The organism is Janthinobacterium sp. RA13, assembly GCF_000745325.1.
In the GTDB taxonomy this organism is placed as follows: Bacteria; Pseudomonadota; Gammaproteobacteria; order Burkholderiales; family Burkholderiaceae_D; genus Janthinobacterium; species Janthinobacterium rivuli.
On record NZ_JQNP01000001.1, the window covers coordinates 3,317,985 to 3,334,317 of the forward strand.

The following is a 16,333-nucleotide window of genomic DNA, read 5'->3' on the forward strand; positions in this document are numbered from 1 at the left end:
ACAACGTTACTTCAACAGCCCCGAGCGGCTCGGGTCCGGCATGCGGATGGCGACGATGAAGGAAATCAGGCACATGACGGTCACGTACCAATAGAAATACTCTTCCACGTGCCAGGCCTTGAACTGCAGCGCCACGTATTCGGCCGAACCGCCGAACATGGCGTTGGCGACCGCATACGACAGGCCCACGCCCAGCGCGCGCACTTCGACGGGAAACATTTCGGCCTTGATCAAGCCGCTGATCGACGTGTAGAAACTGATGACGGCCAGGGCGATGATGATCAGGCCAAACGCCGCGTACGGGCTGGTGACGTCCTTCAAGGCATGCATGATCGGCAACACGCACAGGGTGGCCAGGCCGCCAAAGAACAGCATCGACGTGCGGCGGCCGATGCGGTCGGACAAGGCGCCGAACACCGGTTGCAAAATCATGTACACCAGCAAGGCGCAGGTCATGACGGCGCTGGCCGTCTTGGTATCCATGCCGGCCGTATTGACCAGGTATTTCTGCATGTAGGTGGTAAACGTGTAGAACACGAGCGAGCCGCCGGCCGTAAAGCCCAGCACCGTGATGAAGGCGCGCTTGTGCTTGAGCAAGCCGCGCAGGCTGCCCGCATCCTTGTCCTTGCGCTCGCTGGCGGTGGTCGTTTCCGTCAGGGATTTACGCAGGTTCAGCGACACGAGGGCCGCCAGGGCGCCGAACACGAACGGGATACGCCAGCCCCAGGCGCGCAATTCTTCCAGCGTCAGCAATTGTTGCAAGACCACCAGCACCAGCAAGGCCAGCAACTGGCCGCCGATCAGGGTCACGTACTGGAACGAGGCAAAGAAACCGCGCTTGCCCGATTCCGATACTTCGCTCATGTAGGTGGCGCTGGTACCGTATTCGCCGCCCACGGACAAGCCCTGGAACAGACGCGCCACGAGCAGCAGGAACGGGGCGAAGGCGCCGATGGTTTCATAGGTCGGCAGGACGGCGATCATCAGGGAACCGCCGCACATCATCAGCACGGAAATCATCATCGACTGGCGGCGGCCGTATTTGTCGGCGATGCGGCCGAACAGCCAGCCGCCCACGGGACGCATGAGGAAGCCGGCGGCGAAGATGCCGGCCGTCTGCAGCAACTGCGTCGTCGGGTTGCCGGAAGGGAAGAAAGCGTGCGAGAAATACAGCGCGCAGAACGAGTAAATGTAGAAGTCGAACCATTCGACCAGGTTACCGGAGGAAGCGCCAATGATGGCCTTGATGCGCTGCTGGGAAGTCAGCTGCGCAACGTCATGCGGAGTATCGTGGGATGTCATATCAGTCTTCTTGTTCGTGTGAAAAAGCCAACGCCAGCCGGATTGCCCAGGCTGGTTTTGCATCATACGCCCTTGATCCGGGTCAAAAAGCCGCCCGGCATACGCGTTAATACGTATGACGGGCAACTTTTTTTCCCTGCGGGCGCGTGGAATCAGACCCGTTCCAGCACCAGCGCAATACCTTGCCCCACGCCGATGCACATGGTGCAGAGCGCATAGCGGCCGCCCGTGCGGTGCAGCTGGTTGACGGCCGTCATGGCCAGGCGTGCGCCCGAGGCGCCCAGCGGGTGGCCCAGGGCGATGGCGCCCCCATTCGGGTTGACGCGCGCATCGTCGTCAGGCAAGCCCAGCTGGCGCAGCACGGCCAGGCCTTGCGCGGCAAACGCTTCGTTCAGTTCGATGACGTCGAAGTCGGCCAGGGTCAAACCCGTCATGGCCAGCACTTTCAGGGTGGCGGGCGCGGGACCGATGCCCATGATGCGCGGCGCCACGCCAGCCGTGGCCATGGCCACGACCCTGGCGCGCGGCGTCAGGCCGAAGCGGGCCGCGTTCGCTTCATCAGCCAGCAGCAGGGCAGCCGCGCCATCGTTGACGCCGGACGCGTTGCCGGCGGTAATCGTGCCGTCCGCGCGCACGACGGGTTTCAATTTGGCCAGGGTTTCCAGGGTGGTGGCGCGCGGATGCTCGTCGCGGCTGACAACGACAGGATCACCCTTCTTTTGTGCAATGCTGACGGGGCAGATTTCACCGTCGAACACGCCCGCCTGCTGCGCCGCCAGGGCCTTGACCTGGCTGGCCAGCGCGAACGCATCCTGATCAAAGCGGCTGATGCCAAAATCGGACGCCACGTTTTCCGCCGTTTCCGGCATCGAATCGACGCCGTACTGCGCCTTCATCAGCGGGTTGATGAAACGCCAGCCGATGGTCGTGTCTTCCATTTTCATGCCGCGCGAGAAAGCGCTGTCGGCCTTGCCCATGACAAACGGCGCACGGCTCATGCTTTCCACGCCGCCGGCGATCATCAATCCCGCCTCGCCGCTCTTGATGAAACGCGCGGCGCTGCCGATGGCGTCCAGGCCCGAGCCGCACAGGCGGTTCAGGGTGGCGCCCGGCACGCTGTCGGGCAGACCGGCCAGCAAGGCCGCCATGCGCGCCACGTTGCGGTTGTCCTCGCCCGCCTGGTTGGCGCAGCCGTACAGCACGTCGGTAACAAAAGTCCAGTCCACTTCGGGATTGCGCGCCATCAAGGCACGGATGGGCACGGCGCCCAGGTCGTCGGCGCGCACGCCAGCGAGTCCACCGCCGTAGCGGCCGAACGGCGTACGCTGCGCGTCGCAAATGTATGCGTGGGTCATGTTCTCTCCTCCAAGAAAGTGTTGAATTAACGTCCGTCCGTCAGCGGCACGGCCGTCAACGCTTGCAGCTGTTCAAAACTCAAACCATCGGCCAGTTCGACGACCGTGGCGCCATTTGGCCCCAGGTCAAGCACGGCCAGGTCGCTGTAGATGCGGCTGACGCAGCCGATGCCCGTCAGCGGATAAGTGCATGCCTGCACCAGCTTGCTTTCACCCGTCTTGGTCAGCAATTCCATCATGACCCAGGTTTTTTTCGCACCGATGGCCAGGTCCATGGCCCCGCCCACGGCAGGAATGGCGTCCGGCGCGCCCGTGTGCCAGTTGGCCAGGTCGCCCGTGGCGGACACTTGAAACGCGCCCAGCACGCAAATGTCCAGGTGGCCGCCGCGCATCATGGCGAAGCTGTCGGCATGGTGGAAATAGCTGCCGCCGGGCAGCAGGGTGACGGGCTGCTTGCCTGCGTTGATCAGGTCGTAGTCTTCCTCGCCCGGCGCGGGCGCGGGGCCCATGCCGATCACGCCGTTTTCGCTGTGCAGGATGATCTCCGCGCCAGCCGGCAAGTGGTTCGCCACCAGGGTCGGCAAGCCGATACCGAGGTTGACGACACTGCCTTCATGGATGTCGGCCGCCACACGGGCCGCCATTTGATCTCGATTCCATTTATTCACTTGATACTCCTCAGGCAGCTTTGAAGCCGGCGGGGCCGGTGGCCGTGCGCGGCACTTGCACGAGGCGCTGCACGAACAGGCCCGGCGTGACGACGTGCTCGGGGTCGATGCTGCCCAGCTCAGCAACTTCATGCACGGAAGCAATGCTGACTTTCGCGGCCATGGCCATGATGGGGCCGAAGTTGCGCGCCGTCTTGCGGTAAGTCAGGTTGCCCCAGCGGTCGCCCTGCTCCGCCTTGATCAGCGCGAAATCGGCGTGGATCGGCGACTCGAACACATACATGCGGCCGTCGATCTCGCGCGTTTCCTTGCCCTTGGCCAAGTCCGTGCCATAGCCGGTGGGCGTGAAAAAGCCGCCGATGCCGGCGCCGGCGGCGCGGATGCGCTCGGCCAGATTGCCCTGCGGCACCAGTTCCAGCTCCAGCTTGCCCGCGCGGTACAGCGCGTCGAAGACGTGGGAATCGGCCTGGCGTGGGAACGAGCAGATGATCTTGCGCACCTGCCCGTTTTTCAGCAGGGCGGCCAGGCCCGTGTCGCCATTGCCCGCATTGTTGTTGACGATGACGAGGTCGCGCGCACCCTGGGCGATCAAGCCGTCGATCAGCTCGGCCGGCTGGCCCGCGCCGCCAAAGCCGCCAATCATGACGGTGGCGCCATCGTGGATATCGGCCAGCGCATCAAGCACGCTGGAACGCAGTTTGTCGATCATTGCGGTCTCCTTCACATCAAACTCATCGGCCATTTGTTCGTATAACGAACAAATATTCGTATTTAGAACTTATTCGTGAGAATATGCCTGATCGGGGCGCTTGTCAATTTGCCGTTTTCGCCAGCGCCATGGCTATAATTGCCACCTTGATCCATTGGAATTGCCATGACCGCACGCAGCAGCACCTCCCTTTCCGCCGAAGACACCGTCGATGCGGACGGCGCGCCCCGCCCTGGCGACAGCTATGTGCAATCGTTCGCGCGGGGCCTGGCCGTGCTGCGCAGCTTTGGCGCGGACGCGCCGCAACAGACCCTGAGCGAAGTGGCGGAACGGGCGCAGCTGACGCGTGCGGGCGCGCGGCGCATCCTGCTCACCTTGTTGCATCTCGGTTATGTGGAAGCGGACGGGCGGCTGTTCCGTTTGACGCCGAAGGTGCTGGACCTCGGTTACGCGTATCTGTCATCCTTGCCCGTGTGGACGCAGGCGCAGCCGCTGCTGGAAGAATTGATGCAGACCTTGCGCCAGTCGTGCTCGGCCACCGTGCTCGACGGCGACGACATCGTGTATGTCGTGCGCCTGTCCGCGCACCGCACCATGTCGATCAACCTGGGCATCGGCAGTCGCCTGCCCGCCTACTGCACCTCGATGGGACGGGTTTTGCTGTCGGGCCTGGCGCCCGAGGTGCTGCGTGAACGGCTGTCGAAGATGGCGCTGCTGAAAATCACGCCGGCAACCAAGGTCGATATCGACGTCTTGATGGAAGAGATTGCGCAAGTGCGGCGCCAGGGCTGGTGCCTGGTGCAGGAAGAGCTGGAGCAAGGCTTGATCGCCCTGGCCGCGCCCGTGTTCGACCGGGCCGGCAAGGTGGTGGCGGCGATCAACGTCAGCGGCCAGACGGCGGGGCCATCCGTGGCGCATCTGCTGGAACACAGCTTGCCGAAACTGCTCGATACGGCAAGCCGGGTCAGCGCCCTGGTGCGGGTGCAGCAGTGATTATTTGTTGAACTTGGCGCACGGGTCGGGGCGCGGCTGCGCCGGCATCGTTTGCGTCAGGTCAAACGTGCCCTTGAAACCGCTGCTACCCTGTTCCAGGTAGCCGATGCTGCGCAGGTTCAGTTGCGGGTCGGCCAGCTTCAGCCAGCGCGGCACGCCGATATCCTTGCGCACATGCGCGTTGCCGGCGATCAGCACCACGTCGCGCGGCGCCTGGTCGCGGATCAGCTTGGCCATCCAGATATCACGCGCCACTTGCGCGTTGACGACGCCACCCACCATCATGTCGGGCAGCATATTGCAGCGGGCCGCCTGGACTTCCTTCTGTTGCCCATCCAAAATGTCTGCCGGCACGGGCGTAGCCAGGTAGGTGGCCACCATGGCGGGCGGCATGGACCACTGGATGCCGTCGCGCACGATGCGCGAGGCATCGGCCGGCGACAGGTTGCCGGCGACCAGGGTCAGCTGGTAGCTGATGACGAGGTCCAGCACCGGGCGGTACAAGCTCCAGTCCCAGCGCGGCTGTTCCATCACGCGGATGATGCAATCGGGGTCGGCGCAATCGCGCGCGGCACGCGTCAGCAAGTCCTGGTTGTCGCGGTCGAACTGTTCCATGACAATCACGGGACGCCAGCCGGCCACCAGGCGGCGGCGCAATTCCTCCACCCGCAGGCGCTGGCCTTGCGCATTGTCATGGACTTCACCGAGCAGCAGCACTTGCGGATTGGGCAAGGTGTCGGCCACGGGCGCGGGAGCGGGCGGCGCTGACTTCTTCAGCAAGCTGCCGCAGGCGGCCAGGGCCAGCACGCTGCACAGCAGGGCGGCGCGTGCGCCGGCGCGGAAAATCACGGTTGTCATGTAAGCGGTATCCAAAGTGGCGATGCGCCAGATTGTACCGTCTCAGGCCGGCGCGGGCAGCTTGCGGCGCTCCAGCACTTCAAACACGGCCATACCGGCCAGCATCGCGCCCACAAACAGCCACGCCTTCGGCTGGCCCGCCAGCAGGGAGACAAGAGCGGGACCGGGACAAAAACCGGCGATGCCCCAGCCCGCGCCAAAGGCCAGGCTGCCCAGCAGCAAGCGCCGGTCGATGCGCCGCGATGCCGGCAATTGCATGGGTACACCCAACAGCGACCTGGTGCGCCGCCGCGCCAGCCAGAAGGCGGGCAAGGCCACGCCGATGGCGCCGCCCATCACCAGCGCCAGCGACGGGTCCCAGGCGCCGGCCAGATCGAGGAAAGCGAGCACCTTGGCCGGGTTGCTCATGCCGGAGACGATCAGGCCCAGACCAAAGACGAGGCCGCTCAACAGGGAAAGAATCAGCTTGCTCATAAGTGTCGCAACAGATAGACGGTGAGAAAACCTGCCGCCATGAAGGCGCAAGTGGCCGCCAGCGAACGCGCAGACAGGCGCGACAGGCCGCACACGCCGTGGCCGCTGGTGCAGCCGGCGCCATAGCGCACACCCACGCCCACCAGCAGGCCCGCCACGATCAGGGCCGGCGTGCCCGCGTCGATCTGTACGGGCGGCAAGGCTTGCCACAGCTGGTACAGCAGGGGCGTGCCGATCAGGCCGGCAAGAAAGGCGATGCGCCAGCCCAGGTCGCCGCTGCGCGGGCGCAGCAAGCCGCCGACAATGCCGCTGATGCCGGCGATGCGGCCATTGAACAGAATCAGCAGGGCCGCCGCCAGACCGATCAGCATGCCGCCGGCCAGCGAGGCCCACGGCGTGAAGTGCTGCCAGGCTATGTTCATGGCAGTATCAGTCCGCTTCGTCGTTGAAGGTGGGGCGCGGCGCGCAAAATTGCGCGTACAGCACTTGCAGCACGGCCAGCACGGGCGCGCTGGCGACGCGGTAATAAATCTGCTTGCCGTCGCGCCGCGTGGCCACCAGCATCTCTTCGCGCAGCACGCCCAGCTGCTGCGACAGGGTCGGCTGGCCGATGCCCACTTTCTGTTCGAGGTCGCTGACGCAATGCTCGCCCTGCGACAGCTGGCACAGCAGCATCAAACGGTCGGCATTGCCCATGGCCTTGAGCAGCGAGCTGGCCTTGTAGGCCGAGCCACGCATGGCGTCGAGGTTGTATTCGGCATGTTGTGTTGCAACTGTCTCCATCTTGCCCTCCCACAGGCGGTCATATTGAACATCGTGCGATAAACAATATACTAATCAATATATTGTTTTCGTGCTGGCGATTCGCACAAAAAAACAACAGTGTTTTTCAGCGATAGCGTGCTCATGCCAAGTGTGCGGCAGCGATAGCCTGCGCGCTATCAAAATGATAAATATTCGTAATTTAATGCAAATATACGTAGCAAAATTGACACGATTTGTGCTGTAATAAGGCCTCATCAGAAAAATCGTGATACGCCCCCGTACAGGCGAATTGTCCGTCCAGGCGCAGGCCGGTTTCGGCCGCACCGCACGGTGAACCAGGGAGTCAAAGATGAAGATACTTGAGCCGCTATGCATGGCCATGCTGGCGCTGTCGGCGTGTGCCGGCAATGTGGCGGCCAGCGATAGTTCCCCGCCCACGGCACGCGCGCCTGTCGTGAGCGACGACAGTCTCGGTTTCACCAGCACGGCGGACAATCCCGGCTGGGAAACACCGGACTTGCCGTATGCGCGCCTGCTGGCGCAGGACTCTACGCTCAATGCCACCCCGCGCTGGCGCAGCGCCGGTGCGCGCCAGGGCGCACTGCCGCCGCCCGCGGCCACCATCCCGGCGGTACAGCACGCGAACGTGCCGCCGCCCGTGCCCGAAGCGAGCATGGTCTCGATGTTGCTGGTGGGACTGGGCTTGCTGGCCTTTAGCATGCACGGTGAAAAACAGGAAAAATTCGATAGCTGAGCTTATTTCGGCGGCCGATGCCGCTGCCTTAAAAAAATTCCGCCTTGCGCGGAATTTTTTTGGCCACGTCAATCGTCCGGCCTCACTTGTCCAGCAAGCGGCAGACTCTTTCGATATTCCCCACAGGAATGCCTGATTTCAGAGCGCGCGCGATGCAGGCCGCCTTGTCCGTGCCCGAGGCGGAAATGAGCACGAAGGCCGTGCCCAGGGCGCTGACGGCAAGCAGCAGGATCAGCACACCTTTGACGATATCCCAGTTCATGGCGTCTCGATGGTAGACATCAGTGCTCCTTGGCAGATGTGGCTGCCGCCTCGGGCCCGTTCAGCAGCGCCTGTAATTTTTGCATGGTGGCCCAGTTGCGCGAGGTGACGCCATCGCCCAGCAGCACACCGAGCGCCGCCACCACCTTGCTGGCCAGCACGCCATCGGGACACCAGGCATACGCGGCCCATTGGCCCAGCGCCAGCGCTTCCGGCTGCCACGGCCGCTGCAGCAAGGGCGCCAGGCGCTGCATGTCGGCCGGATTGTTCAGCACCAGGGTCAGCAGACGGGCCGCATCGGCCGCAGGCGCCAACGTGTTTTGTTCGATCAGTTCGGCAAACTGGCTGGCAGACAGCACCGTCACCCTGGCCGCCACGCCCAGTTTCAGCACCAGCGCTTCCTCGATGCGGGCAGCGGCGTCGGCCGGCGCGACCTTGCCGCCGTCATACACGACGTTACCGCTGTTGAGCACGGTGCGCACCTGCGCAAAACCCAGGTCGCCCAGCAGCTTGCGCAAGTCGGCCATGGCCACGCGCTTGGCGCGGCCCACATTGATGCCGCGCAAAAGCGCCACTTGCTGACTGTTTTCCATCTGTGCCATGTCTTGTCTCCTTGCCTATGCCTGGCCGGCCGGAACGCTGGCGGCGCCTTCCGGCAATGGCGTCACCTTGGGCAGGCGCAGCAGGAACGTCGCGCCCTGCCCCAAGGTGCTGCTGACCGTGATGGTGCCGCCAAACTGCTTGGCAATCAAGTTGAATACGATATTCAAGCCCAGGCCCGTGCCGCCCTGTCCCCGCCGCGTGGTGACAAACGGATCGAACACGCGGTCGAGCATGTCGGGCGCGATGCCGCGGCCGTTGTCGCGCACCTGCATGGCGATCCAGTCCTTGTCGCCATGCACGCCGATATGGATATGGCCGTCCGTGTCCGCATCAAAGGCGTGCTCGACGCAGTTCAGGACCAGGTTGGTCAGCACCTGCGCCAGCGCGCCCGGATAACTGTCGAGCATGATGCCGGGCGGGCAATCGATATCGATGCGGATGCGCGTCTTTTTCAGGGTCGGCTGCAGGCTCGAGATCACCTCGCCAATATAGTCGCGCAATTCAAACAAACGGCGCGCCTCGCTGACCTGGTCGACGGCGATCTGCTTGAAACTGTGGATCAGGTGCGCGGCGCGGTAGGCATTGTTCATGATCAGGCGCGCGCTTTCGCCGGCCGTTTCCAGGTAGCGCACGATATCGGTCTTCTTCACGCTGCCGCCGGCCACCGCCGCGCTGATCTCATCGGTCGCTTCCTTCAGCACCGAGGCGCTGGTCAGCGCGATGCCGACCGGGGTATTGATTTCATGCGCCACGCCGGCCACCAGGCTGCCCAGCGAGGCCAGGCGTTCCGACTGCAGCAACGATTCCTGCGCGCGGCGCAGCTCGTCCATGGCCTGCGCCGTTGCCTGCTGCGAGCGGCGCGCCATGTCTTCCGCCTCGCGGCTGCCCTCGATGATGGACTTGAGCTTGCGCTGCACGGCATTGAAGCCGCGGATCACGTCGCCCAGTTCGTCGCGCCGGTTTTCCGGCAGCTCTTCAACCTCGTCGCTGCCGCGCGTGGCCAGGTCGAACAAGCCGTCGCGCAACTGTTTCAAGGGACCGAAGACGATGCGCAGGCTCAGCGCCAGGGCGCCCACCAAAATGATGTCAAGCAGCAACACTTCCAGCACCTTGCGCCGCACTTCGCCGCGCAGGGCCGCATCGATCTGGGCGCGGCTGAAATTGACGATGACCTTGCCGACGATCACGGGCTTGCCGCCCGTGGCCGCGGCCACGGCGTCGCGGAACACCAGCGGTGCCTCGACGGGCGTGCCGCCCATGGCCACGTCGGCGCTCAAGGGCACCAGGGTGCCGGCCGCGTCGCGCACTTCGCCCGCGAACAGGCCGACGGAAGCGTCGTAGACGCGGATGCCAACCAGTTCCGGCGGCAGCATTTCGGCTGCGACGATGCTGTCAACCTTGGATTTGTCGAGGTCCCACAGGGCCGAAGGCAAGCTCGTCTGCAAGCGCGTCAGCACGCCGCTGCGCAAGCGCGCGCTGCCCGATTCGAGTTCCTGGCTCAGTGTATATTGGGTATAGGTACCCGAAATGCCCAGCACCAGGGTGACGATCACGACAAAAAGCAGGGTCAGCCGGACTTGGATACTCACCATCGATCAATACTCCCCGTGCCAGGCCGCCAGCCCGCGGCGCGGGCGCACAGACGTCAGCGGACAACAGCCTGAATCAAATGTACGGTATGACATACTTATTGGCAAGATTTACAGCAATGCCGTTTTCCTCAGGGCCTTGATACAGGTTGAGACATTGCGTCATGGCAATGGTAATATCCCGCAATCATCTAAGGAGTCGTCATGGCGGTCATGCATCAACATCTACCCCTGGAACAAGTTCGTCCTGGCATGGTCTTGTCGGATGTCTTGCTCGATGCGCATGGACAAGTGCTGTTGCCGCAAGGTGCGGTACTCACGGAAAACATGCTGGCCCTGATGCCGCGCCACAACATCGACATGCTGCCGATCCAGGCGCCGCCACCGTCACCGGAAGAAATCGCCGCGCAACAGGCGGCCGACAGCGAACGGCTGGCTTACCTGTTCCGCAAGCATGACCCCGAGGATCCCTTGGACGCGGCCACCACCTTGCTGCGCGGCTATGTCACGGCTTACCGCCTGGGCACGGGAGAGGCCGCATGAGCACCCAGCTGACGCTCGACGACATCGTCGCCCACCTCGATGATCTGCCCTCGCTGCCCGCCGTCGTGATGGAACTGCTCAACAGCATCGACCAGGAAGACGTCGATATTTCCGTGCTGGCCAAAAAAGTGTCGTACGACCAGGCGCTGACGGCAAAAACCCTGCGCCTGGCCAACTCCTCGCAATATGGCTTGCAAGTCAAAGCCACCACCATCCAGCAGGCGATTACTTACCTGGGCTTCCAGACGACGCGCAGCCTGATCACGTCGGCCGCCATCACGGGTTGCTTCCCGGAAGGACGCTGCCCCGGTTTCGACGACAAGGCTTTCTGGCGCCATTCGGTGGCCACGGCCGCTTGCGCCAAGGTGCTGGCGCGGCAGATCCGCTTCAACCAGGACTACGCCTTCACGGCCGGCCTGCTGCACAACATCGGCCGCCTGGTGCTGGTCAGCAGCTTTCCCGCGCACTACGCGCAAGTCATCGCGCACCAGGCGGCGCACGATTGCAGCCTGCTCGAAGCGGAGCAGACCGTGCTGGGCGTGGACCACGTGCAGGCGGGCGTGGCGCTGGCCGAGCACTGGAATTTTTCCGACACCATGCGTCTGGCGCTGGGCAACTACCTGCAGCCGGAAACGCCGGGAGCAGGCTTCCTCGCATCGCTGATCCACGTGGCCAATGCGATTGTGTGCGCGCTCGACCTGGCGCAGGCGGGCGACGACATGGTGCCGCGCGTCTCGCCGGTGGCCTGGGATGCGCTGGGCCTGGGCGAAGACACGTATCTGCAGCTGTTCCGCGAAACGGAGCTGCGCTACGATGAAATCACCTCGGCGCTGCTGAGCTAAACACTGGCGCAAACGCAAACGGCTCTCGCTGCGAGGCGAAAGCCGTTAGGGGTATTACGGTACGTCCATGCTGCCCGGTCCACGCCAGCCTGTTGCCGCCAGCAGCTATGCAAGCGGCACAGTCAGCGTACAACCGCCACATCAGTGCGCGTAATTCGATTCTTGCGCATCGCCGCGGTCTTCCGCTTTTGGACGGCCCTGGGCGTCGGACAAACGATACTTGGTGCGGCGGTCGCCCATCAGGTCGCGCAGGTCACGGATGCTCATGCCCGTCACTTCGTGCATGCGGATCAGCAGCGAGGCGCCGACCGGCAAGCGGTGGTGGCGGATCTTGCTGATGACGGGTGGCGCCACTTCCAGCAGACGCGACAGGGCTGCATCGTTTTTCAGCTGCATCTTGCTCAGCAGAATATCCAGCAGGTGGTTCGGGTTGTAACTCTCTTGCGATGCTAATGCATGATGTGCCATGATTTTTCCTCGTCTGGTGAATGTAGAAAATAATGCCGATTCGAACTTAAGGCTGGCTTAGAGTGTTTAATTAAATAAACGTCTTTCCATCGGATTCAGCCTCCCCTCCTTATCGCACTGCCTGCACAGGACCTGCACAGCCACGCCCAGCCATGGTACGCAGCTTGCCGCGTGAGTAAAGACACTAAAAGCACGTGCAATTCTCTGAAATGAATTGCATATAAGACAATATACTAGCCCAATCACGCAGCATCTGCGCCTCGCGCAAACTTCCTGATTGTTAAATATCAATCAAGCTGCTGGTTGGCTTGGCAACGATGCTATTTCAACACATTAGGATGCCAGCGGGCGCACACAAGGCTTTGCAGCAACTTGTTACAAATCAATGGTGTCGCACGGCAATAAATGCTTTTAGGCATTACTGAAAATGGGCGCATATGCAGGCGGCAACCTTGTCGGCAAGGTAAGTACAACATGGCCCGCCCCGGCGATTTACGCTAAACTATGGCCTGAACTTGCAGCGAGCCTGCCACCGGGCAGCCAGAGGCGCCCGGCCGGTCATCCACCGCGCCCGACCCTGAGCGGCCCCCTGCGCTGCAGCATCCTGCCCAACCCTCTTGTTTGCCGCCACACTTACCGATAAGCGCCCGACGCCATGCAGAAAAAAGTATTCATTAAAACCTTCGGCTGCCAGATGAACGAGTACGACTCGGACAAGATGGCCGACGTGCTGGGCGCCTCCGATGGCCTGGTGCGCACCGACACGCCGGAAGATGCCGATGTGATCCTGCTCAATACCTGCTCCGTGCGCGAAAAGGCGCAGGAAAAAGTGTTTTCCGACCTGGGCCGTCTGCGCGAGCTGAAACTGGCCAAGCCGCATCTCTTGATCGGGGTAGGCGGCTGCGTGGCGTCGCAGGAAGGCGACGCCATCGTCAAGCGCGCGCCGTATGTCGACATGGTCTTCGGCCCGCAAACCCTGCACCGCCTGCCGCAGATGATCGAGTTGCGCCGCGCCAGCGGCGCCTCGCAAGTGGACATCAGCTTCCCGGAAATCGAAAAGTTCGACCACATGCCGCCGGCCAAGGTGGAAGGCGCTTCGGCGTTCGTCTCCATCATGGAAGGCTGCAGCAAATATTGCAGCTACTGCGTCGTGCCCTACACGCGCGGCGAGGAAGTGTCGCGCCGCTTCGAGGACGTGCTGACGGAAGTGGCTGGCCTGGCCGCCCAGGGCGTCAAGGAAATCACGCTGCTGGGGCAAAACGTGAACGCCTACCGGGGCGCGATGGAAGGCGGAGACATCGCCGACTTCGCCCTGCTGCTCGAATACGTGGCCGACATTCCCGGCATCGAGCGCATGCGCTTCGTCACCAGCCACCCGAAGGAATTCACGCAGCGCCTGATCGACGCCTACGCGAAGATCCCGCAACTGGTCGACCATTTATATCTGCCGGCGCAGCACGGTTCCGACAAGATCCTCGGCGCCATGAAGCGCGGCTACACGGGCCTCGAATACAAGTCCATCATCCGCCGCATCCGCGCCGTGCGCCCGAACATGGCCATTTCGTCGGACTTCATCGTGGGTTTCCCCGGCGAGACGCAGGCCGACTTCGATGCCATGATGAAGCTGATCGCGGACGTGGGCTTTGACAACAGCTACAGCTTCATCTTCAGCAAACGCCCCGGCACGCCGGCCGCCAGCCTGGAAGACGATACGCCGCATGAAGTCAAGCTGGCGCGCTTGCAGCAGCTGCAAGCCGCCATCGACGCCAACACGCGCAAGTACAGCCTGGCCATGGTGGGCACCGTGCAAACCATCCTCGTCGAAGGCCGCTCGAAGAAGGACACCAATGACAGTGAACTGCAAGGCCGCACGGAAAACAACCGCGTGGTCAACTTCGACGCCGGCCCCGACGGTTTGCAATTGATCGGCCAGCTGGTCGACGTGCGCATCACCGAAAGCCATTCCTACACCCTGCGCGGCGAACTCGTCGCCAGCGCACCCGCATTGAAAAGAGCCAGTTGAAAACCAAAGCCCCGATACAGCCGCATTACTTCATCCCCGAGCCGCTCGACAACACGCGCCTGGCGCACCTGTGCGGCCCCCTCGATGAAAACCTGCGCCAGATTTCCGCCGCCCTCGACGTGACGATTTTCCGCCGCGGCGAGAAATTCATCGTCGGCGGCAGCAATGCCGAACGCGCCGTGGAAATCCTGGAACAGTTCTACGCCATCGCCAACAAGGTCGTGCCGCTGGAAGAAGTGCAACTGGCCCTGGTGGAGCAGCGCGCGGGCCTGTCCGCCGCCTCGGAACACCACGCCAACGCACCCGCCAGCACCTTCGTCGAGCCGGACATCGCCAGCCCCGTGCTGAAAACGCGGCGCTCCGACCTGCGCGGGCGCACGCCGCACCAGATCGCGTATTTGCGCGACATCCTCGAACACGACATCAGCTTCGGCGTCGGTCCGGCCGGCACGGGTAAAACCTATCTGGCCGTCGCCTGCGCCGTCGATGCGCTCGAGCGCGACGCCGTCAAGCGCATCATCCTGACGCGCCCCGCCGTCGAAGCGGGCGAGCGCCTGGGCTTCCTGCCGGGCGACCTGGCGCAAAAGGTCGACCCGTATCTGCGTCCCCTGTACGACGCGCTGTACGATCTGCTGGGCTTTGACCGCACGCAAAAGCTGTTTGAAAAACAGGTGATCGAGATCGCCCCGCTGGCCTACATGCGCGGGCGCACCCTGAACCACGCCTTCGTCATCCTCGATGAGGCGCAAAACACCACCGTCGAACAGATGAAGATGTTCTTGACGCGCATCGGCTTTGGCAGCAAGGCCGTGGTGACGGGCGACGTGACGCAAGTCGACCTGCACAAGAGCCAGACGAGCGGCCTGATCGACGCCGTGCATGTGCTGAAAGATGTGCGCGGCATCGGCTTCACGCAATTTAACAGCACCGACGTGGTGCGCCACCCGCTCGTCGCGCGCATCGTCGACGCGTATGAAACGGCGCAGGCGGCCAACGCCGACGCCGCCCACTTGCCCTCCTTATTGAAACCAGCTGCCGCCAAAAATGTCCGAAAAAAATAAACTGTCCTTGTCCGTGCAATACCCGGACACCCGCCTGGAAACCGTCATCACGCGCCCGAAAGTGCGCCGCTGGGTCAAGGCGGCCCTGTTCGCGCCCGCCGAATTCACGATCCGCTTCGTCGACGCGGAAGAAGGCCGCACCCTGAACCGCGACTACCGCGAAAAGGACTACGCCACCAATGTGCTGACCTTCGCCTACAACGAAGGCGAAGAACTGGCAGAGGATGAGCCGACGCGCGCCGACATCATCCTGTGCACGGACGTGCTGGAAAAGGAAGCGCAAGAACAAAAGAAAAGCGTGGAAGAGCACACGGCCCATTTGATCGTGCACGGCGTGCTGCATGCGCAGGGCTACGACCACATGGATGACGAGGAAGCGACCGAGATGGAGGGCCTGGAAACGGAAATCCTCGCCAGGTTGGGGATTGCCGATCCCTACGCCGAGCAAAAATAACCCGCGTAGGTCGGGTTAGGCGGTACGCCGTAACCCGACACATGCTTGCGTCACCGTGATGCCAGCGGCACAGCGTCAGATTACGCTGCGCTAATCTGACCTACGTCTGAGCTACGCCCATCCGGTGCACATGCCACAATAGCGCCATCAACCACACACGCAACAAGGACACACAATGGGAACCTGGGCCACCGACGCCTTCGGCAACGACTACGCCATGGATTGGGCGCAGGATTTGCACGAATATAAAACCCTGGAACTGGTCGAGACGACGCTCGACAACGTCATCGACAGCCAGGAAGCGGAACTCGAGGCGCCGTTCGCCGCCGAGGCGCTGGCCGCGCTGGAAGTGATCGCGCGCCTGCAGGGCCAGCCTGGCGAGGGCGAGGACGATCCGGCCACCGCGGAAGTAGACGAATGGGTGGCCGCCTGCAAGAAGAAAGTCACGCCGCCGCTGCTGGAAAAAGCGCGCCTGGCCTTCGAGCGCATCACGGCCGAATCGTCGGAACTGCGCCAGCTGTGGCAGGACAGCGAGCATTTCGCCGACTGGCAGGCCGACGTGGCGGCCTTGCGCACGCGCGTGCTGGGCCAGGAAGCGGCCTGAAAGATCG

20 protein-coding genes are annotated in these 16,333 nt (G+C 63.1%); 8 read left to right on the forward strand and 12 right to left on the reverse strand.

All coding sequences use genetic code 11. The annotated features are described in order from the left end of the window. Positions 1-6: 6 nt before the first annotated feature. The 4 genes from FG13_RS14710 to FG13_RS14725 form a co-directional block, all read right to left on the reverse strand. Positions 7-1,302, reverse strand: coding sequence for an MFS family transporter (locus tag FG13_RS14710; RefSeq protein ID WP_035828173.1), 1,296 nt, complete (start codon positions 1,300-1,302; stop codon positions 7-9). 152 nt (positions 1,303-1,454) lie between these two features. Then, positions 1,455-2,657 (reverse strand): 3-oxoadipyl-CoA thiolase, encoded by a 1,203-nt coding sequence (pcaF, locus tag FG13_RS14715; protein ID WP_035822014.1) that lies wholly within the window; start codon positions 2,655-2,657, stop codon positions 1,455-1,457. Between the two features lie 26 nt (positions 2,658-2,683). Next, positions 2,684-3,325 carry a 3-oxoacid CoA-transferase subunit B gene (locus tag FG13_RS14720; RefSeq protein WP_035822015.1) on the reverse strand — a complete coding sequence of 214 codons (642 nt, stop codon included), beginning with the start codon at positions 3,323-3,325 and terminating at the stop codon, positions 2,684-2,686. Between the two features lie 10 nt (positions 3,326-3,335). Continuing rightward, positions 3,336-4,034, reverse strand: a complete 699-nt coding sequence (locus FG13_RS14725) for a 3-oxoacid CoA-transferase subunit A (protein WP_035822017.1) — start codon at positions 4,032-4,034, stop codon at positions 3,336-3,338. Positions 4,035-4,199: 165 nt separating this feature from the next. Between FG13_RS14725 and FG13_RS14730 the strand changes: the two genes are divergently transcribed. Continuing rightward, positions 4,200-5,027: an IclR family transcriptional regulator domain-containing protein gene (locus FG13_RS14730; protein ID WP_081922586.1), complete on the forward strand. Its 828-nt coding sequence runs from the start codon at positions 4,200-4,202 to the stop codon at positions 5,025-5,027. Here the strand turns inward: FG13_RS14730 and FG13_RS14735 are convergent, their stop codons facing one another. From FG13_RS14735 to FG13_RS14750, 4 genes are read right to left on the reverse strand one after another with little or no spacing between them, the layout of a single operon-like run. Then, entirely contained in the window at positions 5,028-5,885 is an 858-nt protein-coding gene (locus tag FG13_RS14735) for a ChaN family lipoprotein (RefSeq protein ID WP_051959083.1), read from the reverse strand. 42 nt (positions 5,886-5,927) lie between these two features. Then, positions 5,928-6,359, reverse strand: coding sequence for a YeeE/YedE family protein (locus FG13_RS14740; protein WP_035822019.1), 432 nt, complete (start codon positions 6,357-6,359; stop codon positions 5,928-5,930). Continuing rightward, positions 6,356-6,781 carry a YeeE/YedE family protein gene (locus tag FG13_RS14745; RefSeq protein WP_035822021.1) on the reverse strand — a complete coding sequence of 142 codons (426 nt, stop codon included), beginning with the start codon at positions 6,779-6,781 and terminating at the stop codon, positions 6,356-6,358. The genes FG13_RS14740 and FG13_RS14745 overlap by 4 nt, the downstream gene beginning before the upstream one ends. A 7-nt stretch (positions 6,782-6,788) precedes the next feature. After that, a complete protein-coding gene (locus FG13_RS14750) occupies positions 6,789-7,142 on the reverse strand; it encodes an ArsR/SmtB family transcription factor (RefSeq protein ID WP_035822023.1) in 354 nt (117 codons plus the stop codon). Between the two features lie 331 nt (positions 7,143-7,473). On the opposite strand from FG13_RS14750, the gene FG13_RS14755 reads away from it, so the two are divergent. Further along, the gene (locus FG13_RS14755; protein WP_152598774.1) at positions 7,474-7,878 is read left to right on the forward strand and encodes a hypothetical protein; all 405 of its coding nucleotides are present in this window, start codon (positions 7,474-7,476) and stop codon (positions 7,876-7,878) included. Positions 7,879-7,960: 82 nt separating this feature from the next. Here the strand turns inward: FG13_RS14755 and FG13_RS14760 are convergent, their stop codons facing one another. The 3 genes from FG13_RS14760 to FG13_RS14770 are packed head-to-tail and all read right to left on the reverse strand — an operon-like array spanning position 7,961 to position 10,334. Continuing rightward, positions 7,961-8,140, reverse strand: coding sequence for a hypothetical protein (locus FG13_RS14760; RefSeq protein WP_035822028.1), 180 nt, complete (start codon positions 8,138-8,140; stop codon positions 7,961-7,963). 19 nt (positions 8,141-8,159) lie between these two features. Next, positions 8,160-8,741: a DUF1697 domain-containing protein gene (locus tag FG13_RS14765; protein WP_081922587.1), complete on the reverse strand. Its 582-nt coding sequence runs from the start codon at positions 8,739-8,741 to the stop codon at positions 8,160-8,162. Positions 8,742-8,756: 15 nt separating this feature from the next. After that, positions 8,757-10,334: a sensor histidine kinase gene (locus tag FG13_RS14770; protein WP_035822031.1), complete on the reverse strand. Its 1,578-nt coding sequence runs from the start codon at positions 10,332-10,334 to the stop codon at positions 8,757-8,759. Positions 10,335-10,535: 201 nt separating this feature from the next. Between FG13_RS14770 and FG13_RS14775 the strand changes: the two genes are divergently transcribed. Both FG13_RS14775 and FG13_RS14780 read left to right on the forward strand, forming a co-directional pair. Next, the gene (locus FG13_RS14775) at positions 10,536-10,874 is read left to right on the forward strand and encodes a hypothetical protein (protein ID WP_035822033.1); all 339 of its coding nucleotides are present in this window, start codon (positions 10,536-10,538) and stop codon (positions 10,872-10,874) included. Beyond that, entirely contained in the window at positions 10,871-11,716 is an 846-nt protein-coding gene (locus tag FG13_RS14780) for an HDOD domain-containing protein (protein ID WP_035822035.1), read from the forward strand. The genes FG13_RS14775 and FG13_RS14780 overlap by 4 nt, the downstream gene beginning before the upstream one ends. 141 nt (positions 11,717-11,857) lie before the next feature. Here the strand turns inward: FG13_RS14780 and FG13_RS14785 are convergent, their stop codons facing one another. Next, on the reverse strand, positions 11,858-12,184 hold the full coding sequence (locus FG13_RS14785; protein WP_034746769.1) for a hypothetical protein: 327 nt from the start codon (positions 12,182-12,184) through the stop codon (positions 11,858-11,860). A gap of 655 nt (positions 12,185-12,839) precedes the next feature. On the opposite strand from FG13_RS14785, the gene miaB reads away from it, so the two are divergent. The 4 genes from miaB to FG13_RS14805 all read left to right on the forward strand — a co-directional run bounded on the left by miaB (position 12,840) and on the right by FG13_RS14805 (position 16,326). Then, a complete protein-coding gene (gene miaB, locus FG13_RS14790) occupies positions 12,840-14,207 on the forward strand; it encodes a tRNA (N6-isopentenyl adenosine(37)-C2)-methylthiotransferase MiaB (RefSeq protein ID WP_035822037.1) in 1,368 nt (455 codons plus the stop codon). Continuing rightward, a complete protein-coding gene (locus FG13_RS14795; RefSeq protein WP_034746759.1) occupies positions 14,204-15,268 on the forward strand; it encodes a PhoH family protein in 1,065 nt (354 codons plus the stop codon). The genes miaB and FG13_RS14795 overlap by 4 nt, the downstream gene beginning before the upstream one ends. Further along, on the forward strand, positions 15,252-15,722 hold the full coding sequence (ybeY, locus tag FG13_RS14800) for an rRNA maturation RNase YbeY (RefSeq protein ID WP_035822040.1): 471 nt from the start codon (positions 15,252-15,254) through the stop codon (positions 15,720-15,722). Before FG13_RS14795 ends, ybeY begins: the two co-directional genes overlap by 17 nt. A gap of 175 nt (positions 15,723-15,897) precedes the next feature. After that, complete coding sequence (locus FG13_RS14805) at positions 15,898-16,326, forward strand: DUF4259 domain-containing protein (protein WP_035822043.1); 429 nt, start codon at positions 15,898-15,900, stop codon at positions 16,324-16,326. Positions 16,327-16,333: the final 7 nt, after the last annotated feature.